The 23,686-nt window shown below is 60.7% G+C and carries 21 protein-coding genes; 13 read left to right on the forward strand and 8 right to left on the reverse strand.

The features are described 5' to 3' along the window. Nucleotides 1-11: 11 nt before the first annotated feature. Both QKB66_RS05495 and QKB66_RS05500 read left to right on the forward strand, forming a co-directional pair. Complete coding sequence (locus tag QKB66_RS05495; protein WP_070433355.1) at nucleotides 12-701, forward strand: alpha-ketoglutarate-dependent dioxygenase AlkB family protein; 690 nt, start codon at nucleotides 12-14, stop codon at nucleotides 699-701. A gap of 38 nt (nucleotides 702-739) precedes the next feature. After that, nucleotides 740-1,285, forward strand: a complete 546-nt coding sequence (locus tag QKB66_RS05500; RefSeq protein WP_070433356.1) for an NADPH-dependent FMN reductase — start codon at nucleotides 740-742, stop codon at nucleotides 1,283-1,285. A gap of 84 nt (nucleotides 1,286-1,369) precedes the next feature. On the opposite strand, the gene QKB66_RS05505 is transcribed toward QKB66_RS05500, so the two are convergent. Both QKB66_RS05505 and betT read right to left on the reverse strand, forming a co-directional pair. Continuing rightward, nucleotides 1,370-2,947, reverse strand: a complete 1,578-nt coding sequence (locus tag QKB66_RS05505; RefSeq protein ID WP_414252874.1) for an aldehyde dehydrogenase family protein — start codon at nucleotides 2,945-2,947, stop codon at nucleotides 1,370-1,372. Nucleotides 2,948-2,992: 45 nt separating this feature from the next. Then, on the reverse strand, nucleotides 2,993-5,242 hold the full coding sequence (gene betT / locus QKB66_RS05510) for a choline BCCT transporter BetT (protein WP_414252875.1): 2,250 nt from the start codon (nucleotides 5,240-5,242) through the stop codon (nucleotides 2,993-2,995). A gap of 333 nt (nucleotides 5,243-5,575) precedes the next feature. Here betT and betA point away from each other — a divergent pair, with 333 nt between their 5' ends. Genes betA through QKB66_RS05550 form a run of 8 tightly spaced genes read left to right on the forward strand, consistent with a single transcriptional unit; the run spans nucleotide 5,576 to nucleotide 11,126 of the window. Next, entirely contained in the window at nucleotides 5,576-7,351 is a 1,776-nt protein-coding gene (betA, locus tag QKB66_RS05515) for a choline dehydrogenase (protein ID WP_070497488.1), read from the forward strand. 19 nt (nucleotides 7,352-7,370) lie between these two features. Beyond that, nucleotides 7,371-8,093 carry a LysE family translocator gene (locus QKB66_RS05520; RefSeq protein WP_248092893.1) on the forward strand — a complete coding sequence of 241 codons (723 nt, stop codon included), beginning with the start codon at nucleotides 7,371-7,373 and terminating at the stop codon, nucleotides 8,091-8,093. A 25-nt stretch (nucleotides 8,094-8,118) separates the two neighbouring features. After that, nucleotides 8,119-8,472 carry a DUF2218 domain-containing protein gene (locus tag QKB66_RS05525; protein ID WP_311518618.1) on the forward strand — a complete coding sequence of 118 codons (354 nt, stop codon included), beginning with the start codon at nucleotides 8,119-8,121 and terminating at the stop codon, nucleotides 8,470-8,472. 10 nt (nucleotides 8,473-8,482) lie between these two features. Next, nucleotides 8,483-8,809, forward strand: coding sequence for a YbjQ family protein (locus tag QKB66_RS05530; protein ID WP_062036309.1), 327 nt, complete (start codon nucleotides 8,483-8,485; stop codon nucleotides 8,807-8,809). 4 nt (nucleotides 8,810-8,813) lie between these two features. Then, nucleotides 8,814-9,737 (forward strand): alpha/beta hydrolase family esterase, encoded by a 924-nt coding sequence (locus tag QKB66_RS05535; RefSeq protein WP_414252876.1) that lies wholly within the window; start codon nucleotides 8,814-8,816, stop codon nucleotides 9,735-9,737. Between the two features lie 10 nt (nucleotides 9,738-9,747). Then, nucleotides 9,748-10,035 (forward strand): RNA-binding S4 domain-containing protein, encoded by a 288-nt coding sequence (locus QKB66_RS05540; protein ID WP_070518330.1) that lies wholly within the window; start codon nucleotides 9,748-9,750, stop codon nucleotides 10,033-10,035. Beyond that, entirely contained in the window at nucleotides 10,035-10,829 is a 795-nt protein-coding gene (locus QKB66_RS05545) for a VOC family protein (RefSeq protein ID WP_248092896.1), read from the forward strand. The genes QKB66_RS05540 and QKB66_RS05545 overlap by 1 nt, the downstream gene beginning before the upstream one ends. Further along, nucleotides 10,830-11,126 carry an MGMT family protein gene (locus tag QKB66_RS05550; RefSeq protein WP_248092897.1) on the forward strand — a complete coding sequence of 99 codons (297 nt, stop codon included), beginning with the start codon at nucleotides 10,830-10,832 and terminating at the stop codon, nucleotides 11,124-11,126. A 4-nt stretch (nucleotides 11,127-11,130) separates the two neighbouring features. Here QKB66_RS05550 and QKB66_RS05555 read toward each other — a convergent pair whose 3' ends face one another. Both QKB66_RS05555 and QKB66_RS05560 read right to left on the reverse strand, forming a co-directional pair. Continuing rightward, nucleotides 11,131-11,979, reverse strand: coding sequence for a PrsW family intramembrane metalloprotease (locus QKB66_RS05555; RefSeq protein WP_248092898.1), 849 nt, complete (start codon nucleotides 11,977-11,979; stop codon nucleotides 11,131-11,133). Then, nucleotides 11,976-12,551 carry a hypothetical protein gene (locus tag QKB66_RS05560; RefSeq protein WP_070732670.1) on the reverse strand — a complete coding sequence of 192 codons (576 nt, stop codon included), beginning with the start codon at nucleotides 12,549-12,551 and terminating at the stop codon, nucleotides 11,976-11,978. The genes QKB66_RS05555 and QKB66_RS05560 overlap by 4 nt, the downstream gene beginning before the upstream one ends. A gap of 42 nt (nucleotides 12,552-12,593) precedes the next feature. On the opposite strand from QKB66_RS05560, the gene QKB66_RS05565 reads away from it, so the two are divergent. Continuing rightward, nucleotides 12,594-14,531 (forward strand): M13 family metallopeptidase, encoded by a 1,938-nt coding sequence (locus QKB66_RS05565; protein WP_248092899.1) that lies wholly within the window; start codon nucleotides 12,594-12,596, stop codon nucleotides 14,529-14,531. On the opposite strand, the gene QKB66_RS05570 is transcribed toward QKB66_RS05565, so the two are convergent. Then, nucleotides 14,518-15,024: a CG0192 family protein gene (locus QKB66_RS05570; RefSeq protein ID WP_248092900.1), complete on the reverse strand. Its 507-nt coding sequence runs from the start codon at nucleotides 15,022-15,024 to the stop codon at nucleotides 14,518-14,520. The two genes, QKB66_RS05565 and QKB66_RS05570, sit on opposite strands and share 14 nt — an antisense overlap. A 30-nt stretch (nucleotides 15,025-15,054) precedes the next feature. Between QKB66_RS05570 and QKB66_RS05575 the strand changes: the two genes are divergently transcribed. Beyond that, a complete protein-coding gene (locus QKB66_RS05575) occupies nucleotides 15,055-15,888 on the forward strand; it encodes an alpha/beta hydrolase (protein ID WP_414252877.1) in 834 nt (277 codons plus the stop codon). A gap of 248 nt (nucleotides 15,889-16,136) precedes the next feature. Then, on the forward strand, nucleotides 16,137-17,429 hold the full coding sequence (locus tag QKB66_RS05580) for a PepSY-associated TM helix domain-containing protein (RefSeq protein ID WP_248092902.1): 1,293 nt from the start codon (nucleotides 16,137-16,139) through the stop codon (nucleotides 17,427-17,429). 78 nt (nucleotides 17,430-17,507) lie between these two features. Here the strand turns inward: QKB66_RS05580 and QKB66_RS05585 are convergent, their stop codons facing one another. From QKB66_RS05585 to QKB66_RS05595, 3 genes are read right to left on the reverse strand one after another with little or no spacing between them, the layout of a single operon-like run. Beyond that, nucleotides 17,508-20,873 (reverse strand): arabinosyltransferase domain-containing protein, encoded by a 3,366-nt coding sequence (locus QKB66_RS05585; RefSeq protein ID WP_414252878.1) that lies wholly within the window; start codon nucleotides 20,871-20,873, stop codon nucleotides 17,508-17,510. Between the two features lie 30 nt (nucleotides 20,874-20,903). Further along, on the reverse strand, nucleotides 20,904-22,874 hold the full coding sequence (locus tag QKB66_RS05590) for a galactan 5-O-arabinofuranosyltransferase (RefSeq protein ID WP_414252879.1): 1,971 nt from the start codon (nucleotides 22,872-22,874) through the stop codon (nucleotides 20,904-20,906). A gap of 37 nt (nucleotides 22,875-22,911) precedes the next feature. Then, nucleotides 22,912-23,670 (reverse strand): decaprenylphospho-beta-D-erythro-pentofuranosid-2-ulose 2-reductase, encoded by a 759-nt coding sequence (locus QKB66_RS05595; RefSeq protein WP_061919989.1) that lies wholly within the window; start codon nucleotides 23,668-23,670, stop codon nucleotides 22,912-22,914. Nucleotides 23,671-23,686 lie beyond the last annotated feature (16 nt).

The following is a 23,686-nucleotide window of genomic DNA, read 5'->3' on the forward strand; positions in this document are numbered from 1 at the left end:
AGGGTGAGGTCATGCTTTTTGATTCGCTGCCGCGGCCGAGCGTGCGTGTGGCTCCGGGGGTGGGGCATGTGCCGGGATGGGTGGGCGTCGATAAGCAGAAAGCCTTGGTAGAGGAGATGCGCGGCATTGCGCGCGAGTATGCGGCGACACCGATGGCGATGGTGCGCCCGCGGTTGAAATCCGGCGGGCAAATGAGCGTATTTCAGCTGCATTTGGGCAGGTATTGGCATTATCCCAGCTATCGGTATGTAGATAATATGGACGGCACGCGGGTTCCGCCGGTTCCGGAAAGCCTGCGGCGGATTGCTCCGGGGGCATTGCGCGCCGCGGCCGAGGTGGCACCCGAGCTGGAGCCATGGGTCGAGACTTTCGTGCCGGAGATGGCGCTGGTGAATTACTATCCACCGGGATCGGCCATGGGCATGCACGTGGATGCCTTTGAGGAATCACCTGCGCCGGTGATTTCGCTTTCCATTGGGGATGAGGCACTTTTCCGTATGGGGCATACCGAGGCGCGCACGCGGCCGTGGGACGATATCACGCTGTGTAGTGGTGATTTGGTGGTCTTTGGCGGACCGAAGCGCTACGCCTACCACGGGGTGGTGCGCGTCAATGACGGCACGCTGCCGGAGGGCTGTGGGCTTAGAGAGGGACGTATCAACATCACCATCAGACAAGTATCTGCACGGTCTGTAATCTAGAGATGTTACATAAAGCTTGAAGAAAAGAAGGTTTTCTCATGTCTCGTATTGGCATCATCATCGGCAGCATCCGCGATAAGGCCGTCGGCAAGGTAGTAGGCGAGTGGCTCAACGACGTGGCCCAAGGACGCCAGAATGGCGTGGACTACACGTTGCTGGATCTCAAAGAATTCGATATTCCGGTTCTGACCACCGAAGTTGTACCGGCTGCCGCTAATAAGCAGTACGAGGACGAGAAGGTCCAGGCATGGTCTGATGCAGTGGACGCCTGCGATGGCTTCATCTTCATCACGCCAGAGTACAACCGCTCCGTGCCAGGCCCGTTCAAGAATGCCTTTGACTGCTTGGCCGCAGAGTGGGCGGGCAAGCCCGTTGCCTTCGTTGGCTACGGCCCATCCGGTGCCGTTCGCGCGATCGAGGCATGGCGCCCTATCGTGGTGAACTTCTCCATGCCACAGCTGCGCAACCAGATCGAGTTCTTCCTCGCCACCGACTGGGCGGAGGGCGAATTCCGTCCGGTCGATTTCAAGGTGGAGCGCACCACTTCCTTGCTGGCTGAGCTGGAAGACGCCGTTTCCGCATAATCAGTGCCCGTTGGCCGCATATAAAAAGCCAGCCCCCGCGCTCTTTCCGAGCAGCGGGGGCTGACTTTTATGTGGCCGGCTTAGTTACTGCAGGCCAAACTGATCCCAAGCGGCAGGGGAGAGGTTCTGGTACACGTGCTTGTGCTCCTGGTACTCGGCCAAGCCGGTGGGGCCAAGCTCGCGGCCGTTGCCGGACTGCTTGTAGCCGCCCCACTCGGCCTGCGGCAGGTACGGGTGGAAGTCATTGATCCAGATGGTGCCGTGGCGCATAGCGCGTGCCATGCGCTCAGCCTTGCCGGCGTCGCTAGTAAATACGGCGCCTGCCAGGCCGTACTCGGTGTCGTTCGCGGTAGCGATGGCTTCTTCTTCAGTGGTGAAGGTCTCGATGGTCACGGTCGGACCGAAGGCCTCGTCGTGGACGCATTCCATGTCCTTAGTGGCGCCATCGATGATGGTCGGCAGGTAGTACATGCCCTTGCCCAGGTCCGTGTTGCCGGTGCCGTGCTGGCCATTGGTGTCCTCGCTGGTAGCAGCGCGGCCGCCGGTGAGGATCTTGGCGCCCTGCTCGCGGGCCTTGTCCACGTAGGCGGCGACCTTCTCGCGGTGATCGGCGGAGATGAGCGGGCCGGTCTCGGCCTTCTCATCGGTCGGGCCACCGATCTTAATCTTATTGGCGCGCTCTACTAGGGCGTCGACGAACTTGTCGTGCAGGGATTCTTCCACGATGATGCGGGAACCCGCGGAGCAGACCTGGCCGGAGTGGAAGAAAGCGCCGTTGAGGGCGTTGTCCACGGCGACGTCGAAATCAGCATCGGCGAAGATGACGTTCGGGTTCTTGCCACCGAGCTCCAGCGCGGTGCGCTTGACAGTTTCCGCAGCGTTCTTTGCGATGATCTTGCCGGTGACTAGGCCGCCGGTGAAGGAAACCATGTCGACGTCAGGATGCTGCGACAGCGGGTTGCCGCAGTTAGCACCGGCGCCGGTAATCAGGTTGCCTACGCCGTCTGGCAGGCCACATTCCTTGAGGGCGGCCATGAGCAGCATCGCGGTGTGTGGGGTAAGCTCCGCCTGCTTGAGGACGAAGGTATTACCGGCGGCCAGGGCCGGGCCGACCTTCCAGGAGACCTGCAGAAGCGGGTAGTTCCACGGGGTAATCAGTCCACAGACGCCAACGGGCTCGGCGTCGATGCGCGATCGCAGGTTGGGATCCTGCGGGTCGACTACGCGGCCGGCCTGGTGCTGGGCCAGGGTGCCGAAGTACTCAAAGGCGTTGGCGATGTCATCCATATCGCCCAAGGACTCCTCATAGCGCTTGCCGGTATCAGCGGACTCGGCGGAAGCGAAAAGTTCCTTGTGCTCGCGGATGAAATCGGCCACGCGGATGACCAGCTTGCCGCGCTCTGCGGCCGGGGTATTAGCCCACTCGCCGCTATCAAAGCTTTCACGGGCAACCTTGATGGCGCGCTCGGTGTCCTCGTTGGATGCCTCGGAAACTTCGCCCACCGTGGAGCCGTCTGCCGGGCAAATGATGGTGCGGGTGTCGCCGCTTTGGGCGGCTTCCCACTTACCGTTGATGAACAGGGACTTCGGGGCGCCATCAGCATGTACGCCCTTTAGCAGCTCGGTCTGGGTGGGGTCGAACAAAGTGTTCTGGGTGCTCAAGTGAAAAGCAACCTTTCTCTCATAGAGGTAGTTGTAGTGGCCAGCTTAGTTATCTTCGCGCCAGGTGCGCTCGGGCTCGGCGCCATCAGAGACATCGGAGTCACCCGGCTGGGTCTGCTGCATGTAGAGGAAGGCCAAGTGACGCTCATAAAGATCCAGCACATTGTTAATGATCTGGTTCTCGGAATAGCCGTAGACGTCATAGCCCAGCGAACCGGTCATATCGTAGACCTCGAGGCGGTAGTACTCGTCGCCTTCGCCCGCGCTGAAATCGGGGCGCTCGGCCGCAACCGGGAAGAGCTGGTAGCGGAACATGCGCTCATTGTGCAGCTTTACTTCTAGGTCGAGCTGGGGCAGTTCGACGTCGGGAAGCTCACTGGTGAGCAAGATGGCGTCGTAGCCGCGGGTACGCATGTGCGTTGCCACCTGCTGGAGGGCGTAGGTAGCGGTTTCGCGCAGGTAGGTATCCATCTCCTGCTTGGAGGGGAAGGTATTGGCCCGGTCGAGGCGGTTCTTCCAGAGGTCGGCATTGGCCGGTTCGCGCTCGGTACGGGAGGAAATCACTCCGTGCATAGCGGTGGTGCGGGCCTCGCGCTGCACGTTTTCTAGGCGCAGGGACTTCCACAGGGAGAACATAATGAGGTAGACCACGAAGGCGAAAGGCAGGCCCATGACCACGGTGGCGGACTGGACTGTGGTGATGCCATCGATCTGCAAAAGCGCCAGGGTTAGTGCGCCCACGGTGACGGACCAGAAGATGCGCATCCACTTCGGGCCGTCCTGGCGGTTATCCGTAATCTTCGAGGTGAAGTTGGACATCACCAGCGCACCAGAGTCGGCTGAGGTGATGTAGAGCAGCAGACCGATGAACGTGGTCAAGAAGATGACGATGGATGCGCCGGGGAACTCGGCCAGCATGTCGTAGAAGCCTTGCTCCGGTGTATTGATCGCGGCTTCGGCAAAGTCGGGGTATTCGCCGGAACGAACCATGTCCAAAGCGGTGTTGCCGAAGAAGGACATCCACATCAGGATAAACAGGAAAGGGAAGGTCAGCACGCCGAAGATGAACTGCCGCAGGGTGCGGCCGCGGGAAATACGGGCGAGGAACAGGCCGACGAAGGTAGCCCAGGCAATCCACCATGCCCAGAAGAAGAGGGTCCAGGACTGCATCCAAGTGTCTACGTTGGCTTGGTCTTCGGCGAAGGCGAAGGTCTCCATGGTCCAGGATGGGAACTTCGAGACGTAGTCACCGATATTGGTCACGATGGCATCGAAGAGGTAGGCGGTCTTGCCAAAGACCACGACGTAGACCATCAGCGCGATGGCCAAATAGACGTTCAGCTCGGAGAGGAAGCGAATGCCCTTATCCACACCGGATACAGCCGACAGTGTGGCAATGGCCACCGCAATAATGATGAGAGCGGACTGCAGGCCAAGGCCCTGCTCGATGCCGAAGATGAGGTGGAAGCCGTAGGACAGCTGCACCACACCGATGCCCAGGGAGGCGGTCACACCGAAGACGGTGCCCAGCATGGCAGCGATATCGACTGCATCACCAACTGGGCCGTGTACGCGCTTGCCGATGAGCGGATACAGCGCGGAGCGGATAGCCAGTGGCATGTTGAGGCGGTAGGCGAAGTAACCGAAGGCCATGCCCATCAGTGCATAAAGCGCCCAACCGGTGATGCCGTAGTGGAACATCGCCCACACCACGGCCTCCTTGGCGGCCTCCATGTTTTCGCCTTCCCCGACCGGTGGGGTGACGTACATGGTCACGGGTTCTGCGACGGCGAAGAACATGAGGTCCACGCCGATGCCGGCGGCAAAGAGCATGGAAGCCCAGGAGAAGGTGTTGAATTTCGGCCGCGAGTGGTCCGGGCCGAGGCGGATATTGCCGGCATTGGAAAAGGCAATATAGAGCACGAAGACCACGGCGATGGTGGCGGTGAGGACATAGAACCAGCCGAGGTTGTGGCCGATCCAGCCGGTGACGCTGGCGAGGGTTTCCGCCGCGGAATCGCGGCCGAGCCCGGCATAGAGCGCCATGGCAATAATGAGGACGCCGGAGATGATAAATACCGGCCAGTTTGTCTTGGGAGCAGGGACCTGATCCGCGCCTACGGCATCGCCGGTTTCAGCCTTGTAGCTGCCGACGAGGGCACGAACTTGGTAGCGTGGGCTGCGCTTCTTGGGCTCTCCAGAGGGGGTTGCGAGAGAGGTGTTTTTACCCCCTTCTTGGGGGGCTTTATTTGAAGTGTGAGACTCCTCAGGATCGTGAGGGTCAAAGTTAGCCATCTACTTCTCCTAATGTTGGTTGGTTTGGGCCGAATCTTTCGCACGGGTGCCCCAAAATGCTCACAAGATCACAGGGAGAGAAAGGTGAGTGAAATGAATCATATTCGGACAACCTATGTGCAAAGACTTCGGATTTCATCTCCAGAGACATCCATCCGGACAAGGTAAATATACATTAAGATGGGCAAACTTCTAGAGGGATGTGTACTCTGAAGGTAGTGCCCGCACATGAGGCGATGTGAATAAATGCAGACTTTTGTATAAATTACAATATTTTCACTTCCAGTGGGACAATCTTGACGTGTGAAATATTTCACAGAAAGAAGGGGATTTATGGGTTTTATGGACAAGCTGACCAAGAAGCGTTCCGCTAAAAAGGTCACCGATGAAGTAAGCGACGTAGTTGTCGTTGGCGGTGGCTCCGCAGGCTCCGTCATCGCCGAACGCCTGACCGAAGACAAGAACACTCGTGTGCTGGTCCTTGAGGCCGGACGCAACGATTCCCTCTGGGATCTCTTCGTCCACATGCCTTCCGCATTCTCTTTCCCGATTGGTGCAAAGAACTACGACTGGATGTACGAATCCGAGCCGGAGCCAGAGATGAACGGCCGCCGCATCTACCACGCCCGCGGCAAGCTGCTCGGTGGCTCTTCCTCCGTCAACGGCATGATTTACCAGCGTGGTAACCCGATGGACTACGAGAAGTGGGCTAAGAACCCGGGCATGGAAAACTGGGACTTCGCGCACTGCCTGCCATACTTCAACCGCATGGAAAACGCCGCCGCGGCAGAAGATAACGATCCGCGCCGCGGCCACGACGGCCCGCTCTACCTTTCCCGCGGCCCGGCAACCAGCGAGCTCTTCCAGGCCCTGTTCAAGTCCGTGCAGCAGGCCGGCTACCACCTGACCAACGACGTTAACGGTTACCGCCAGGAAGGCTTTGCTCCTTTCGACCGCAACATCAAGCACGGCAAGCGCTGGTCCGCCGCGCGTGCATACCTGCACCCGAATCTAGACCGCGAGAACCTCGAGGTTCGTACCCGCGCGTTTACCACCAAGGTCCTCTTCGAAGGTCAGAAGGCCATCGGCGTGGAATACGAGTGGAAGGGCGGCGTCCACCGCGTATTCGCGGACAAGATCGTTCTTTCCGCTGGCGCCATCAACACCCCGCAGCTGCTGCAGGTCTCCGGTGTCGGTGACGAGGAGCTGCTGCGCAAGCACGGAATTGACGTCGTCAAGCACCTGCCGGGCGTCGGCGAGAACCTGCAGGATCACCTCGAGGTCTACATCCAGTACGAGACCACCAAGTCCACCGCTTCTTCCCAGCCTTACCTGGACAAGTGGCGCTGGCCATTCATGGGCCTGCAGTGGATTCTCACCAAGAAGGGCCCGGTTGCAACCTCCCACTTCGAGGGCGGCGGATTCGTTCGTTCCAACGAGAACGAGGAATACCCGAACCTGATGTTCCACTTCCTGCCGATGGCAGTGCGCTACGACGGCCAGAAGGCCGACGTCAAGCATGGCTTCCAGTGGCACGTTGGCCCGATGTTCTCCGATACCAAGGGCCATGTCCGCATCAAGAGCGCCGATATCCACGAAAAGCCGGAGATTCTCTTCAACTACCTGAAGACCGACCAGGATCGCCGCGAGTGGGTCGAGGCAGTGCGCGTTGCGCGTTCTCTGCTGGACACCGAAGCCATGGCTGAGGTGGGCGCCCGCGAGTTCAGCCCGGGCCCTGACGTACAGACCGACGAGGAGATCCTCGAATGGGTACGCAACGACGGTGAGACCGCACTGCACCCGTCGTGCACCACCAAGATGGGCTCCAAGGATGACCCAATGGCGGTTGTGGACCCAGAAACCATGCAGGTCTGGGGCATTGAGGGCCTCTACATCGCTGATGCTGGCGTCTTCCCGTCCGTGACCAACGGCAACATCTACTCGCCAACGATGATGGTGGGCGAGAAGGCCGCCGATCTGATTGCCGGAAAGAAGCCTTTGGCACCGCTTAACGACGTAACCTGGTACAAGGCCGGCGAGGACATGCCGCTGTACGCCCCAGGCGAGGCAGTGCGCGATCACAAGCAGGCCGTGAAGGGTGCTTACTAAGAAATAACAAAGGGGTCGAATGTCCGGAGCTGCTCTAGTCACGCTGCTTGGAGTATGGGTGGCCATGATTGTGGCTCCGGGCCCAGACGTAGTGCAGATTATTCGCGTTGCCCCGCGCTCCACGCGTGCCGGAATCATGTGCGCGCTGGGCATCTGCACAGGCATCGTCGTCTGGCTCACCGCCTCCCTGGCAGGGCTATCTGCTCTTATCGCCGCTCGCCCCAGTCTGCTCGGCTTGCTGCAGCTGGTGGGCGGCGGCTTCCTTCTCTGGATGGCCTATGGCTCCATCCGCTCGGGCCTGGCGCAACGGCGCTCTGCCCTTAACTCTGCCCGCAGTACTTCACAGGACTCAGCGGAAAACGCCGTAGAAAGCGCGGGAAGTTTCGACGAGGAGCACATCGAACAGGCAGTGAGCACTGGCGACGTCGAGGACATCACCGCTGGCCGCGCCTACAAGCTGGGCATGCTCACCAACCTTTCCAACCCGAAGGCGCTCGTCTTCTTCGGTGCCGTCTTTGCCCAGTTCATTCACCCTGACATGGGGCTTGAATGGACCGTGTTCATCGCCATCCTCCTGACTGTGGTCTCCGTGGCGTGGTTTTCTACCTTCGCGCTCATCGTCCGCGCGGCGGCGCGTTTTCTCACGAAGTATTCGGCCCATCTCGATATCGGCTCGGGCCTCATCTTCGGCGCCTTGGGCTGCGTGATGATTTATGAGGGAATACTCGCACTGGTTAGGTAAACCTAAAACGCGTACAGTGACCGGCATGAGCAATTCCACCGCACGCGTTTCAACCGATCGCCCGGCACGCTACGGCAAGCAGCTGGCATCACACTTCTCTGCCAAGATTGACGCCCACTGGGCACCAGAAACCGAAACCGGCCGCTGCGTCTTCGAGCGCGAAAACACTCGCGGCACCCTCGACCTTTCTGTTGAGCCCAACATCCTCCTCCTCAACGTCGAGGCAGACCCAGAAAGCATCGAGTCGGTCGAGCGCGTTGTGGCCCGCCACCTCGTGGCCTTTGGCAAGAAGGACGACTTGAAGGTCGAGTTCACTCGCGCCGGCGGCACGCCGGGCGTGCACTTCGGCGTCGCTGATCTTCCCCCAGAACGCAGGTAGTCTAGAGCTCATGATTTTCACCACCACCAACAACGTCGATGGTCACGAAATCACCGAGTACATTCGCGTCATTGCGGGTGAGACGGTGACCGGTATTAACTTCCTCAAGGACTTAGGCGCCTCCTTCCGCAGCTTCACTGGCGGCCGCTCCGCTGGCTATGAGGAAGAGGCAGTCAAAGCCCGCGAGGCAGCGCTTAACGAGCTGTGGAACCGCGGCCAGGAGCTGGGCGCCGACGCCGTCGTGGGCATCAGCTTTGACTACTCGCCTATGGGCCAGGCCAACGACATGCTGATGGTCACCGCCACCGGCACAGCAGTAAAGCTGCGCGCTCTCTAGATAGGTGCGCAAGTATCTTTTAATAGCGCTGTGCCTAGGCTTGAGCGCGTGCTCGCACGTCGATGAGCCGGGGCACGGCCCTTATGATTATCCCGCGGACATGGAAGCGGCCTCGGAAAAGGCCGAGCTTCCTTCCCAGGGCGCAACGCAGACCGGCCACTTTCGCACGATCGAGCTGCCTAGCGGCAGAAGCTTCATCGCGCACGTACCCGATAACTATGACGCAGCGCAGCCCGCGCCGGTGGTCATGGTCTTTCATGGATATAACAGCGATCCCGCGACCATCTTCCAGGACACTGAGCTCTATGAGGCCAACGCCATTACCCTCTTTCCGGCGGGTATTGGGGAGGCTTGGGCGCCTGCGCCTTATGCGCGGACTTCCTTGGGGGAAGACTTCGCTTTGGTGGATGACACCTTGGCCTGGGTTAAACAGAATTACAACACCGATGGCCGCGTCTTTGCCGCAGGCTTTTCCAATGGCGGCGGTTTCGTGCGCGCCCTAGCCTGCAACCGGCAGTTGGACGGCGCCGCCACGGTTTCCGCGGCGAACTACGATGCCGTGGATGAAAACTGTGAAGGTAAGCCCACCCCTTATTTTGCGGTGCACGGCACTGCCGACGTCGTTATTAATTACGGTGGCGGCACCGCCCACGGTGGCCACTACCGCGGTGTGGAGGAGACCATGGCGGAAGTCGCCGAGGACAATGCCTGCGATCCTTTCCCCGCCGAGCACCGGGAAGACGCAGTCACCCGCTTTACGTGGGGTTCCTGCGCGGTGCCCACCGTGAATTACAAAATTAAGGGCGGCACGCACACCTGGAACGGTGGCGTAACGGATCGCAGCGGGCTTGTCCCGCACGATTGGGCAACCAACTCCATTTTGGACTTCTTCAAGGTTGAGTATCCCGGCAAGGTGCCTTCTCGGTAAGCTATGCCGCATGTTAGAAGTCTCAATCAAGGGCGATTCCATTAAGCTCGGCCAGTTCATCAAGCTGGCCTCCCTCGTTGCCACGGGCGGTGAAGCAAAGGAGCTCATCGCGCAAGGCGAGGTTCAGGTCAATGGGGAAGTGGTGACCCAGCGCGGCGCCACCCTGCACCCCGGCGACGAGGTGAGCATCGCTGGCACCAGTGCCCGCGTGGCCGCAGCAGATGAGGACGAGGACGATTACTTCGATGAGGCCACAGCAGACGATGACTTTGATCCGGAGAAGTGGAGGAACATGTAATGCCTGCTTTCGAAGCTGAAGTAGGCATGCCCTACTGGATCGACCTGACCACCTCCGAGCCGCGGAAATCCGTGAACTTTTACGAGCAGGTGCTGGGCTGGGAAGTAGATTCCACCAACGAGTACCGCGTGGGCCGCGTGCAGGGCCTGCCGATTGCCGGCTTCATTCCGCAGCCAGAGCAGGCTTCCATGCCGGATACGTGGGTGACCTATTTTTTGAGCAAGGACATCGACGGCGATTGTGCGCATGCGGAGCAGCTTGGCGGCCGAGTGCTGGTGCCGGCAACGCAAGTGCAGCTGGGCCATATGGCGCTGCTTGTCGACGTCGCCGGTGGCATGTTTGGCCTCATTCAACCGGCGGGCGCGGACCAGTTCGTGGCCGGCGGCGAACCAGGCACGCCGGTCTGGCACGAACTGACTGCCACTACCAGCTACCAGCAGGCCTTGGACTTCTACGGCCAGCTGTTTAACTGGGAGGTCCGTGGCGGCGATGCTTATGCCACCGCGGAGGAAGATGGCGCGCCTTTCGCCGGCTTTTGGAACGCGGAGGGTCAGTTCCCGCCGCAGGTGCCAAGCTTTTGGCAGACCTACCTCGGCGTGCGTGATCTCGAGGCGGCTGCTGCCAAGGCAGTAGAGCTTGGCGGTGAGGTTATCCGCGAGCCGTGGGATTCGCCTTTCGGGCGCCTGTGCCTGCTGGCTGATTCCACCGGCGCTACGGTCACTCTGGCCGAGGTCGAGGACGCGCCGGAGGAAGAGCCGCGTGAGTCAGACGACGTGCTCAACCTCGACTTTTAGATGAAAGACAAGGTAGAGGAAGTAGCGGAGGTCGTTCGGCGCATTCCGGCCGGCAACGTCTCTACCTACGGGGAAGTGGCTAAAGCGGCGGGCTGCCATGCCCGCTACGTGGGCTGGGTGATGAAGAAGGTCCCTGGCTTGCCCTGGTGGCGCGTGGTGCGCGCCGACGGCACCTCGCACGCGCCTGAGCGCTCAATCCCACGCTGGGAAACCGAAGGAATTACTCATAAAGACGGCCGCGTAAACATGCGTCGCCATGGATTAGATGCCCGCGACTTGGAAGGGTTGATCGGTTGAGAGCTTAGTTCTTTCTCTTGCTGGCTGCAGTGCCAGCATGCATCACGCTGTATGTGGTGTCCTCCCGCGCGAACTTGTTGCCGCGATAGACCAGGTAGATGTTCAGTGGGTAGAGCACCAGCCCCACCAGCACGTATTGAACTGGCACCAGCGTGGTGTTATCCGGCAGGTAGTTCCAGCAAAAGTGCAGGCCAAAGGCTAGCAAAAGGAAGCCAAAGATGGAGCCCAGGCGCCACCACACTGTCTTGTTCGCGCTGAATAGCGCCCAGCCTATTCCCCAACCCGCCAGCGCGGTGAGCAAGACGTGCAGCGCCGGACCCGCGATGAGGCGCAGACCCCACATCTGAAACATTCCGGTCCAGTCAGAAAGCGGGTGCATCGTGCCGCCGACGACGCTGTACAACACGTTCTCGAAGGTCTCAAAGCCTAAGCCCACGGTGGCGCCCACGACCCAGCCGTGCCACGGCCGGTTGAGCTGCCGGAATGACAAAAGAATGAAGAAGACTCCGGTGGCCTTGGAAATCTCCTCCGGGTAGGCACCTGCCCACGACATCGTGGCGGCCTGCCACCCGAAGGATGACGCCAGCGTCATCAGCGGAGTAGAGGAGAGCAAAGCCATGCCCACCGCGGTGCCGCCACCCCACAGGAGCGCCGCCCAGACCCATCCGCGCGCCGGGAACATGGGGCTTAGGCGAAGCAAAAAGAGGACGAGGGCCACGTAGGCGCCGCCGATGAGCACGCTGGGTACCACCAAAGCAGGAGCAATCAGCAGGTAGCCGATTAGGTTAGCCATGATGCTCACCATGCCCAGAGCCAGTAGTACCCACAGCGAGTTGCGGAAGAGTTTGCTCATGATGCCACTACTCCCGTCTCCGCTTTCACCGGCAGCTCGCGGTGTCCAAAGGCCTGCCAGATGAGTTCCGCGGCGTGGGTGAAATCGCCGCCGGTGAGCACCACGATGTAGTCAAAGTCGGTAAAGTCGCCCTCTCCGTCGCGGGAGAGGACGATTGCGTCGGCGGGGGCGTCGTAAAGCGCGAGTGCGTCGCCCTCCCTGTGGATCTTTGCCGTGGAAACTTCGCCGTAAGCATAGCCGCGGACGGCGCGATGCATCGCCACCTCCTCGTCGACACCGTCGAGGCCCTCAGTGCTGACCACCTGCACGAGCGTCGCACCGCAGTCCCAGGCTTGGTTCGCCATGGTCTCCGAATTAGGCGTGCAACGCAGACCCGGGACCTCAATGGTCCAGGTTTCATCCTCGCTGAAACCTGTTGTCGCAGAATCAAGCACCACCTCCTCGGTCTTCGGCTCGGGCGGGGTCACCGTTGCTGCGATAAGCGTGGGGATGACGAGCACTACCAGCACGAAGCTAACGACCGCGAGAAAATATCCGCGGAGTTGTGATGGTGGGAACCGATAAGTTGGCATAACCCACACCTTATAGACCGTGATTGACATAGAGTGGCTGGCATGAAAGATCTCTACCAATTTGTCAACGGACCATGGCTACAATCCCATGTCATCCCCGATGATCGTGGCGTTGATGGCACCTTCCACAACCTTCGTGACGAGGCGGAAGAGCTCGTGCACGAGATTGTTAAAAATGACACTGGGCGCCCAGGAGCGCTCTACGCATCGCACCTTGATACCGAGGGCGTAAATGGTGCAGGCATGGCGCCAATCGACGCCGACCTCGACCGCCTCACCGCAGCCGACCCGCAAGAGCTGGCGCAGCACCTGGGTGAGCTGGAGCGCGAGGGAGTCGGCGCCCCGGTGACCTTCTGGGTGGAAAAGGATTCCGGCTCCGAGGAAGCCGTGGCCTACGTCATCCAGTCTGGCCTGGGCCTGCCGGACGAGGCTTATTACCGCGAGGAAGCGCACGCGGAGACGCTGGCTGCATACGAAAAGCACATGGCGCAGATGCTGGGCTTCCTGGATCCTGCCCGCCTGTTCGGCTTGGGCGCCGACGTTGCCGCCACGCGCATCGTGGGTTTGGAAAAAGAGCTGGCTGCCGGTCATTGGGATGTCGTTTCCACGCGCGATGCCGTGAAGACGTATAACCCGATGCCTTTCGAGGAGCTGCCGGAGTTGGCACGCGCCATCCTTTCAGGTGGCGGCCTGGAAGCACAGCGTGTAGTGAACATGATGCCTTCCTACCTCGAGCACTTCGAGACGCTTTTCACCGCGGACCGCATGGCAGATTGGCAGCTGTGGGCCACCTGGCACATCCTGCTTTCCCGCGCGCCGTACCTGCCGGAGGAAGTCGGCGCGAAGAACTTCGAGTTCTACGGCACCCGCCTTTCAGGTGCTACCACTCAGCGTGACCGCTGGAAGCGCGCCGTGGGCCTGGCGGAGTCCCTGGTGGGCCAGGAGATTGGCAAGGTCTTTGTGGACCAACACTTCCCGCCGGCATCTAAGGCGGAGATGGACACCCTGGTTGATTACTTAACCGCTGCCTACCGCGAGCGCATCTCCCAGCTCGAGTGGATGACGCCCGCTACCCGCGGGCGTGCCTTGGAGAAGCTTGCCCAGTTCAAGGCCAAGATTGGCTACCCGGATAAGTGGCGCGACTACTCCGATCTTTCCTTCAGTGCGTCGGGCAAGGACCTGATTGCGAACGTGCGCGCCGGCAACGCGTGGGCACACGACTTCGAGCTGCGCAAGATCGGCAAGCCGGCGGACCGTGACGAATGGTTCTCCACCCCGCAGACGGTCAACGCTTTCTACAACCCGGTGGTCAATGACATCACTTTCCCGGCCGCCATCCTGCGCGCGCCGTTCTTCGTGCCTTCTGCTGAAGGTGGAGACGTTGCAGAGAACTTCGGCGCAATCGGCGCGGTCATCGGCCACGAGATCGGCCACGGTTTCGATGACCAGGGCTCGCAGTACGATGGCCAGGGCAACCTGAACTCCTGGTGGACCGAAGAGGACCGCGCGGCATTTGAAAAGCTCACCGCGAAGTTGGTGGAGCAGTTCAACGGCCGCGTGCCTTCCGTTCTGGAAGGCACTGATTCCGCGGGCGTCAATGGCAGCTTCACCCTGGGTGAGAACATCGGTGACCTGGGCGGACTGGGCATCGCAGTGGTGGCTTACAAGAACTACTGCGCGGACAACGGCCTCGACGTCGCCGGCCAGGTGGCCCCTTTTGAGGTAGAGGACGCATCTCCTGCGCTTTACGACGCCGAGTACAACGGCCTGCAGCGCCTCTTCCTGTCCTGGGCGCGTGTTTGGCGCACCGCAATCCGCCCGGAGATGGCCACCCAGTACTTGGCCATCGATCCGCACTCCCCGGCGGAGTTCCGTTGCAACCTCATCGCGGCGAATGTGGCGGAGTTCTACGAGGCCTTCGAGGTAGAGAAGGATTCTCCGTTCTACCTGGCCGAGGAAGACCGCGTCACAATCTGGTAAGACGCGCTGCGAGGTAGTCGGTTCCGGTCTCGGAGTCGACTACTCGTAATTGCCCAGCCTCCGGTGGGGTGACGGTAAGGGTGGGCAAGAACTCGATTTCGCCAGGTAGTCCGCCGGTGCCATAGGCGTGGAAGCGCTGGGGGCCGGTGGAGTATGTGGCGGAGGTTTCCTCGTTTTGTACAAGATGGACCCATTGCGTGATGGCGACTGGGTCGTCTTCGGCGCGGGCCACCGAGCGCTTTCCGAGCACGGAGTGGTCCATGGCGCACAGTGGTTTGTTGGTGGCATTGTCGGCGGCGCGGTAGGTGACGGGGAATTGGACGATGTTGCCGGCGTAATCGTGGCCGAGGAGGACCTCGATGCCAACTTCGTCATCAGGATCTACTGCGCGGTAGCTTCCAATGATCTCGTCGATGTGGGCGTACTTAGCTGCGATTTCGGCTTTAGTGGGGGATAGTTCGGCGGTGGGGTGGAGTTTGGCTACCTTCGTCATGGCCGCCATAGTAGCGGTAACCTCGAATGCATGACTTCGATTGAGCAGTGGCAGATTGGCGGACAGGACCGCCAGTTGAGCGAGGAAGAGCAGCTGGAACAGCTCTATTCCTACATGCAGGTCCACTACCCACTGCCGGATTTCCGTCCGCCGTGGGCTGGCGGCGGCTCGCCGGATGCTGACCGCTACTGCGCGCTTTTGCCGGATCGCATCACGCAGGCTTCCATGATGGTCTTGGGCACGGCAGTTGACCACGCGTTGCCGGGCACCAAGTTCACTGATGGAATCACGCAGCGTGACACTGAGGCCGGCGCCATCTTTGAGCCCACTGCGCCGAATGGCAAGTGGGCAGTCTCCCTCCACTCCGGCGGCTGGTGGCGCGGTGATGGAACCGCGTTAGAGATGCAGTGGCGCCCCGAAGTTGCCGCCGCAGCACAGTTGTCCGGCACCACCATCATCGACGTGGACTACCCGCTAGCACCTGAGCACACCGTGGCGGACATGGTGGAATCCGTCAACAAGGCCATCGCTTATGCCCGCGAACAAGGTGCGAATTCCGTGACCGTGTGGGGCTACTCCTCGGGCGGCGCCTTGGCTGCACTCGCGCCCGCCGATGTACTCATCCTTACTTTCCCTGACTTCGCCGCGCTTTCCAATCTCCCCGAGGAGATCCGCGCCGGCTACGAGCTGCCCACCGAGTACCCGCGCACCCTGGTGCAGACTGCGGCGCAAGACGAAATCGCCGAGCGAGTCACCATCCCCGGCGCCGAGACCGCCGACTACGTCTCGACCCACCGCATCTCCACTCCGGCAGTGGCCCGCCAGCGCATCATGGACACTGCGGACTTCCTGCGCTCCGTCTAAGCTGCCTGGTTTTAGCGTTTAGCGGTTTGGTCCCATTGGTTGGATCCCCTTGGGGGTAAAGCTACCCAATGGGGCATCCCGCACGGCTTCGCTACTCGTAAAGGGACCATTAGAGGGGGACCCAACCAGGGAAGCCAAACCGAATTGAGGGCAACCTGACTACTGCCGGCAAAAGTTCCCGCGATTCGAAAGGATCACAAGAAAACTTTATCGGGAACTATTGCTAATAACGTCGCGACTATTCACCCATGAGTATTTCCAATCATGGTGCGATGTCGCGCTTACACAAGACAGCTGGTGTCCTCATAGCGCCGTTCCTCATCGTTGCAGCGCTGAGCGGGTTCTTCTACGCCTTGGCCCCCAGCATCGAGTCGGTGGTGTACAAGAATGAGATCGTGGCGTCAGGAAGCGGTGAAGCACACAGCCTCGATGAGCAGATCGCAGCAGCCCAGAAGGTCTATCCGGATCTCGCAGTAAGTAAGGTGCAGGCCTTCGACGACAGCGCGAAGAACACCCGCGTGCTCTTCGCGGATGACGCACTGAAATCCTCCAGCTACGCCCACGCAGTGTTCGTGGACCCCGCCACGCTCGAAATCAAGGGTGACCTCGTGCAGTATGGTTCCTCTCGCGCGTTGCCGTTGCGCAGCTGGATCTCCGAGGGGCACCGCCGCCTCTGGCTTGGCGACGCCGGCCGCATCTACTCCGAGCTCGCCGCCTCATGGCTGGGCGCACTGGCGATCATGGGCATCTACCTGTGGTTCAAGCGGCGTCGGAAAGCGGGCAAGATGCTCACCCTGCACTCCAAGATCGGCGCGTGGCTGTTGCCCGGCTTCGTGTTCCTCACCATCACTGGCCTGACCTGGTCCTTGGTTGCTGGTGAAAACATCTCTACCCTGCGCGAGAAGATGGACTGGATGCAGCCCAAGCCCGCAGCAACTGCCGCCGCGGACCCGCATGCCGAGCATCATCACCATATGGACATGACGGGGGACATGAACGTGATGGGCGGCGCAGACGCGTTGGCGGCCGCGCGTTCGGCGGGGCTGACCGGCATCCTCGACATGACGCCGCCTTCCGCGGAGACGCCAGCGTGGACCGTCACTGAGGCACGCCAAGACTACAAGCTGAGCTACGATGCCATCGCTGTCGACCCGCACACTGGCGAAGTGGTGGACCGCGTGGACTTTAAGGACTGGCCGCTCATGGCCAAGGTGGTCCCATGGCTCATCCAGCTGCACATGGGCACCTTGTTCGGAATCTACAACCAGGTTGTGCTCGCGCTTCTCGCGCTAGGCCTGTTGGCGGTCAGCGTCATGGGCCTGTGGATGTGGTTTAGTCGCCCGAAGCGCGCGCTCCAGCACCTGAAGCTCTCGCCAGCGCTGGTCGTGGGCGCGGTGCTGTATTCCATCATCGCTCCGCTCTTCGGCGCATCCCTGGTGCTGTTCTTCCTCGTGGATTGGGCAGTGCAGCGCGCTAAGAAGGCGAAACAGACCGAGCCACGCGAAACCCAAGAAGGGGAAAGCATCAAGCAACCTGTCTAGAACGATTGCCATAAAGTAACGAGAAGGAGGACCACCTGGTCCTCCCTCTCTCGTACTCGCTGGGTGTCTCACCCAGCATTATTTCTTCTCAGAGCCCTCCGGGCGAATCTTCATCTCGGATTCCTTCCAGAGTCCGGAGCGCGAAACGATCTCATGATCGATGTTCGCCTCGGCAGGTGCCTCGCCCTTGGAGTTGGTGCGCAGCTCGTACTTTTCGATTGCGCCCCAGTCTCGAGCCCAATCATTGTTGAGGTAGCTCGGAATCTCGTAGGAGTAGTTGACTGCCTCAGCCGTGGCCATCGCGCCACCGCCCGAGAAGGACTGGAAGTCAGTCAAGGATGTCTGCGCCGCAGCATCGGGCAGGATGCGGTATTCCGGAATCTCCGTAACACCGGCGTAGTGGTCGAAAGTGCGCTGGCATGGGAACTGCAGAGCCACAGACCAGTCCAGCAGCGCCGGGGTCTGCGAATCGAACTGTGAGTTGATGGTCGCAAGCTCCGGCACGCGCGGCGGAGTGAAGGCGAGCCATTCGTCCTCGTCAGTGGAATCATCCACGGCCACCAGGCGGACCACGTTGGCCTCAGCCGGCAGCTTGTCCAGCGGGATGCGCAGGTTGCGCCACTTCGGGGTAGCGCCGACGTCGGAAAGCTCTGCTTCGCCCTTGTTGGTGGCCTTGCCGTCCTTGTAGGTGGCGTACTCCAGCTTGAGCTCCATGCCGTCCTGCTCGATGCCGTTGACATCGTGGTGGTAGATGTTGCCCGCCGCAGAAACAGCCAGAATCGGGGCGTTTTCCTTGGCCTCAGGCAGGTTGTACCACTGGGTCGTCACGGTAGAGGTAGAACGCTGCTTTTCATCGTAGGAGCCCAAAACCGGTACCTTGTTGTAATCCAGGTTGAAAGGCAAGTGACGGGTCGAGCCGTTTACGCCCTTGGTCCCACGCACGCCGCCGCTTTGCTCATTGGCGGACTTTTCGCTGCTTTCCTCCGACTGCGCGGCATCGGCAGAGTCAGCATTTTCTGCCTTCTCGGTTGAGGTATTCGCAATTGCGCCAACCGACGCCGAGTTCAGGTTCTCCGGCTCGATGGATTCCGGGATGTTATCGGGGCCAAAGCCGAAGGAATCTTCGCTTGGGTCCTCCAGCGAATCCTTGAGCTCGCCTTCAACCGGGCTGAGGAAGGAGTCGTTGGTGTTGGTCTCGACCATCGTGGCGTCGGCAAGCGAGCACTGGTTGCCCTTCAGCGAGGCCAAGTTGCCCTTGCCCACGGAGTAGGAATCCTGCTGCGAAGCATAAGCCTTAGCGAAAGATGCACACGAGAAGGCCACAATCAGCGCGCAGGCCAAAGCCAGCGGCGCGGACATGATGCCTGCCCAGCGCGAAACTTTGGCGGCAGCCTGTGCCTTGAACTCCTCGAGGCGGCCTTCCTCTTCTGCTTGAGCCTTGCGGTAACTGTGGAACATCGCCTGGACGACGCCGACGGCAAGGACCACCAAGCCAATAAACAGCAGCACAGTGTTGGCCTCAATGGCCTTGAGCTGAACCGTGCGATCCCACCACGGGATGCCGAAGGAGGAGACGTACCACCAGGCATTCCAGCCAGCCATGGAGATAGCCAGCAGGAAGATGACCGATGCGAGGGCGAAGGTGCGTGCGCGTGGCGAGCGCATCGCGATCTGGGAGAGGACAACCGCGCCCAATGCCGCAATCACGCCCGCGACGCCGGCGTAGATACCGAAGTGGTGGGTCCACTTGGTTGGGGTGAACATCAAGAAGAAGGTGCTAAGCCCAACGATGAGCAGCAGGCGCTGGGTTGGGCCGACCGCTGCGCCGACGACGCGGCGATCCTTGATGAAGGCATAGATGATTAGCGCCAAGCAGAAGATCATGGTGAACATGGCGAAGCGGCGGGTCATCGAGCCGTCCACGGACTGCTGGAAGAGCGTGGTGTAGCGTACGTATTCTGAGTACCACGGCAGCGAAGGGCCGACCTCAGAGCGCACGCGGGTGGACTCCATGACCGAAGCTAGTGTCTGATCACCAAAGGCTGCGACCATGATGGCGGTGCCGGAAGCGAGGAAAGGTGCAATCATGGCGAGCCAGCCCACGTGCGGGGCGCGCTCGGCCATGAAGGCAAATAGCTTCGGCAGTGATACCAAGAACACGCCGACGGCGAAGAGGCCGGTAGGGCCAGCGCCCAGCGTCAAGGTTGCGGCGATGGTGCCCACGGCTGCTGGCAGTAGGCGGCGGGTGGCAATAGAGCGCTCGAAGGATGCCCAGGTCACCATGACACCGAGAGCCACGATCGGCTCTGGGCGGGTGCCGTTGTTATATGGCAGCCAGAATGCCAAGAACATGAAGGCGGCGGTCCAGTGCGCCACGCGGCGCTTATTCACCAAGTCACCAAAGCGCGGCAGAATCTCGCGCGAGAGAATGAACCAGACGATGAATGCGGAGATGAGCGCAGGAAGACGCACGAACATTGACGTACTGGAAATCTCCGACAAGAAGGCCACGAGGTCGTAGTACGGGGAGCCGAACGGGGCCTCGGGAACGCCGTACCAGCGGTAGTAGTTCGCCATATAGGAAGCGTGACCGGAAACGCGGCCCATCGTCAGGATGAAGCCGTCATCCGAGGTATTTGAGCCGAAGATATGCCAGAAGACGAGGACGGCAGCAACCACGCCGTCGAGCGGGCGGATCTGCTTCCAGGTGGCAGGCATAAAGCCCAGCTTGCGCCCGTCTAGACGGTCAATGCGCCACAGGCAGACAAGGCTCAGGATGGTCATGGCCACGCCCAGCCACATCGCAATCTTCTTTAGCAAAGAAGGCGAGGAGGTAAAGCGTGAGTTGATATCGACGTGGACGTTTAGCCCTTCGTCGACAAGCTGTGCGGCATCCTTATCTTCTAGCTCGGTGTAGACGCCGGTGACCTGCGGACGAACGTCGTCCTTCGTGGTCTCGGAATGCTTATCCACGCTGACCGTGGTGCCGGAGCCGGAGGAGTCGATCTTGAGCACGGCGTCGTCAGGCAGTGCGGCTACTTCCTTGGGGGTAAGGGCAAGCAGCACCTCGTCCAAGGAGACGACGGACAGGCCTTGGTCGCTCACGCGGACGAACATGCCGCGGTTGGAGGCCTTGGTGGATTCCGGCGGGATGGTGCCGTAGAGCAGGTCCTGATCATTATGGAGCTGGTCTGCGGCGCTCAGCGGGATCTCGGCCTTGATGTCCTCCGGCGCCACCGAAATCAGCGGGGCGTTTATGGACTGCAGTGAATTATTCTGCGGCCAATCAAAAGAGGACTGGGTTTGGTTCACCGGAAGTAGCGGGGTCGCTACAAAACAAATGAAGCCAATCAGGCCGGCAATAATTGCGGTTAGCCGCAGCGAACGCGGGGCGTCCGCTATGGCTAAGCGGGTATTTTCGGTACTAGGAAGGCTAACTGACACGGCGATCAGTTTACGGCACGGCCCCTAGAGTTAGTGAGAACGCACCGCCACCACGAATGGGCCGACCTGCTTGGTATCCCAGCCTTCCTCGAAGACATCTGGGTTGAAGAAGACCGCACGGTAACGCACGTTGGGCTGGTTGGGATAGATATCCTCAGCCAGGTGGATCTTGAAGCCATCGCCCGGCTCTTCGAGGCTGCCGCGGAAGATGACAACATCGGGACCATTCCACTTCGCGGAATCGATCGCCTTCTGGAACTCGGCCGGCGTTTGCTCCCAAGAGTCCTTGCCCCAGGCTTCGATCTGCGCGTTGCGGGCGCTGAACTCACCCAGCGGGTTGGCGTAGTGGCTGGTAAAGGCGTTGAAACCCCAGTATGGGTGATAAGCCATAAACAGCTTCTCGTCCGTCATGACCGTGGTCGCATTCGGCGCGTAGCCGTGGGAGTCGATGAACTCACGGATCTTCAGGTAGTCCTGAGAGGAATCGCTGGCAAAGCGGTCGGCGCGCTCGCCATTGCCGTCGGTATCGGTATAAGCGTGGTCGAGGGCATCCTCGTTGGCTTCCGGGATGTGCTGCGCGTAGTAGATTCCGCCGAATACCAAGAAGACGGCGAACACTGCCGTGATGCGCTTGTTGGTGGTCTCACTAAAGCGCGCCGGGTACAACGTGGGAATGCCCAGCAGGCGGATTTCTGCCAGACAAAGAACGCCGGCGGTGGCGAAAAGCAGCACGATGATGCTCTCCAGGCGGAAGCCCAGCAGGGTGGAGCCGGCCAGGGTGACCACCATGGACATCACGACCCAGAGGTAGGTACCCAAGGTGGCGATGACGAGGGCGCGTACTGCGGCGTCTTCCAGGCGCATGGCCATGTAGATAAGGCCGATGAGGCAGAGCGCGCCGATGATGCTGAAGGAGAGGAAAGGCACCGGAATTTGGGTTCCTTCCTCCGGCAGGTAATGCTGAGCGGCGGACTCCAGCGGCGCCTCTGCGTGGAGGGTGGCGAGCAGATAAGGCGTCCAGGCAATGGCGGCGATGGCCAGCGAGCCGACGCCGATGACCACCAGGTGCACGAGGGGGCGCAGGGAGCGCTCGTAGATTGCGGTGACGATAGCAACCAACGAGACCACGGTCAGTGCGATGGCGCCAGTGAACAAGGTGTAGAAACAGGCGGAGAAACCCAGGTACAGGGCCACGCCTAAGGTAGAAAGCCAGGAGCCGTTGAAGGCGCGGGCAGCCAGCACAGCTACTGCCGGAACGCCCATGGCGATGACCGCGGAATAAGGCTCCTCAGCGTTGACCGTGAGCGTGACGGCGGTGGTCACGAGCGCGATTGCGGTGGCAACTGGAAGCGAGCCCACCAAGCGCTGCCAAAGCGGAACGAGCAGGCAGCCACACATCGAGATGGAAATCAGCGCCCACGGCTGGAAGACCTCCCAACCAGGCATGTGCAAAAGGTTGGCCAAGCGGCCGCCAAGCCAGAACCAGCCCATGGGGTAGAAAGTGGGAAGGCCCTCGTAGTTCATGTCGGCGTAGCCCATCTGATCCGTGGTGCGGGTCAGGAACTGGGTGCGGAAGACCTGGTCCACCTGCACGCCGTCCAGCCACAGCTTGGAGGCGGAAAGCGGCAGACCGATGGCAGAAAGCACTAGCAAGGCAGGCGAGAGATAGCACGCCGCGTAGGTCAGCCACGTTCGCCACTTAGGCCGCGTGAAAGCAGGGCGGTGGGTGTCATAAATCCACTTCACGCAGAGCACGCCGACCAGCAAGAGGGTCAAAACAATGCCGACCGTGCACAGCGCACGGGTGACCATGGAGGTACTAAAAGCCGGCAGGGAGACCGTCTTGAAGGCATAAAAACCGAGGAGAGCGACGACCGCCCCGCCAAGGGCAGCCGCCGCTATGCCCAGCAGAGCCGACTTACGTGAAAGCTCGTCGGCGTTGTAATCCGTGGCACGGGTGTGTTCAGTGTGCATGGAGTGCATGGTTGCTGGGCTAGTCATGCACACTAGTTTCCCACATTCGGGAGGATTGCTGGAACTAGAAAGGCAGCTTTCGGAAGATGGATTGTGGGATGAACTTGAAGGCCAAGGAGACGTACTCGAACAGTGGGTGTACGTAGATGGACTGCGTGCCGTTCAAGATTGCCTTGACGGTGGCCTTGGCAACATCGTCAACGTTGACGGTCAGCGGAGCCTCGCCAGCGTTCGCGGACATCTTGGTGCGCACCTGGCCCGGACGAACCACGAGGACGTTGGCGCCGGAGCCGCGCAGTGCCTCACCTAGGTTGATGAAGAAGCCATCCACGCCGGCCTTGGAAGCGCCGTAGACAAAGTTGGAGCGGCGCACGCGCATACCCGCCACGGAGGACATGGCGACGATGGTGCCGTGGCCCTGCTCCTTGAACTTCTGGCCCAACAGCACGCCCAGGGAGACCGGGGCGGTGAAGTTGGTCTGTGCGGAAGCGACGGCCTTGGCCTGGTCCTGCCAGAGTTCTTCCTGGTCACCCAGGGTGCCGAAGGCGACGATGGCAACGTCGACGTCGCCGCGGTTCCATGCCTGCTTGACGACGTCCGGGTGGGCCTCGAAGTCAGTTGCGTCAAAGTCGATGACCTCGACGTCAGCACCGCGGGAGGTCAAAGCGGCGGTGGCATCGGCGATGCGCGGGGACTGTGCGCGGGCAGCGAGGGTGACCTTGGCCGGGCCACGCTCCAAGAATTCCTCGACGATGCCGAGGCCGATTTCGGAGGTGCCGCCAAGGAGAAGGATGTGTTGTGCTTGGCCTACTGCATTGAGCATGTGGGTTATTCCTTAA

The organism is Corynebacterium sp. c25Ua_89 (assembly GCF_047459735.1).
Taxonomy (GTDB): Bacteria; Actinomycetota; Actinomycetes; order Mycobacteriales; family Mycobacteriaceae; genus Corynebacterium; species Corynebacterium simulans.

What these genes read in the sequence shown, in the direction of transcription:
- QKB66_RS05530 (WP_062036309.1), top strand. Translation starts at nt 8,483, where the DNA reads ATGATTTTCACCACCACCAACAACGTCGATGGTCACGAAATCACCGAG.
- QKB66_RS05575 (WP_414252877.1), top strand. Translation starts at nt 15,055, where the DNA reads ATGACTTCGATTGAGCAGTGGCAGATTGGCGGACAGGACCGCCAGTTG.
- QKB66_RS05560 (WP_070732670.1), bottom strand. Translation starts at nt 12,551, where the DNA reads ATGCCAACTTATCGGTTCCCACCATCACAACTCCGCGGATATTTTCTC.
- QKB66_RS05550 (WP_248092897.1), top strand. Translation starts at nt 10,830, where the DNA reads ATGAAAGACAAGGTAGAGGAAGTAGCGGAGGTCGTTCGGCGCATTCCG.
- QKB66_RS05495 (WP_070433355.1), top strand. Translation starts at nt 12, where the DNA reads ATGCTTTTTGATTCGCTGCCGCGGCCGAGCGTGCGTGTGGCTCCGGGG.
- QKB66_RS05540 (WP_070518330.1), top strand. Translation starts at nt 9,748, where the DNA reads ATGTTAGAAGTCTCAATCAAGGGCGATTCCATTAAGCTCGGCCAGTTC.
- betT (WP_414252875.1), bottom strand. Translation starts at nt 5,242, where the DNA reads ATGGCTAACTTTGACCCTCACGATCCTGAGGAGTCTCACACTTCAAAT.
- betA (WP_070497488.1), top strand. Translation starts at nt 5,576, where the DNA reads ATGGGTTTTATGGACAAGCTGACCAAGAAGCGTTCCGCTAAAAAGGTC.
- QKB66_RS05565 (WP_248092899.1), top strand. Translation starts at nt 12,594, where the DNA reads ATGAAAGATCTCTACCAATTTGTCAACGGACCATGGCTACAATCCCAT.
- QKB66_RS05590 (WP_414252879.1), bottom strand. Translation starts at nt 22,874, where the DNA reads ATGACTAGCCCAGCAACCATGCACTCCATGCACACTGAACACACCCGT.
- QKB66_RS05580 (WP_248092902.1), top strand. Translation starts at nt 16,137, where the DNA reads ATGAGTATTTCCAATCATGGTGCGATGTCGCGCTTACACAAGACAGCT.
- QKB66_RS05525 (WP_311518618.1), top strand. Translation starts at nt 8,119, where the DNA reads ATGAGCAATTCCACCGCACGCGTTTCAACCGATCGCCCGGCACGCTAC.
- QKB66_RS05520 (WP_248092893.1), top strand. Translation starts at nt 7,371, where the DNA reads ATGTCCGGAGCTGCTCTAGTCACGCTGCTTGGAGTATGGGTGGCCATG.
- QKB66_RS05555 (WP_248092898.1), bottom strand. Translation starts at nt 11,979, where the DNA reads ATGAGCAAACTCTTCCGCAACTCGCTGTGGGTACTACTGGCTCTGGGC.
- QKB66_RS05545 (WP_248092896.1), top strand. Translation starts at nt 10,035, where the DNA reads ATGCCTGCTTTCGAAGCTGAAGTAGGCATGCCCTACTGGATCGACCTG.
- QKB66_RS05570 (WP_248092900.1), bottom strand. Translation starts at nt 15,024, where the DNA reads ATGACGAAGGTAGCCAAACTCCACCCCACCGCCGAACTATCCCCCACT.
- QKB66_RS05500 (WP_070433356.1), top strand. Translation starts at nt 740, where the DNA reads ATGTCTCGTATTGGCATCATCATCGGCAGCATCCGCGATAAGGCCGTC.
- QKB66_RS05595 (WP_061919989.1), bottom strand. Translation starts at nt 23,670, where the DNA reads ATGCTCAATGCAGTAGGCCAAGCACAACACATCCTTCTCCTTGGCGGC.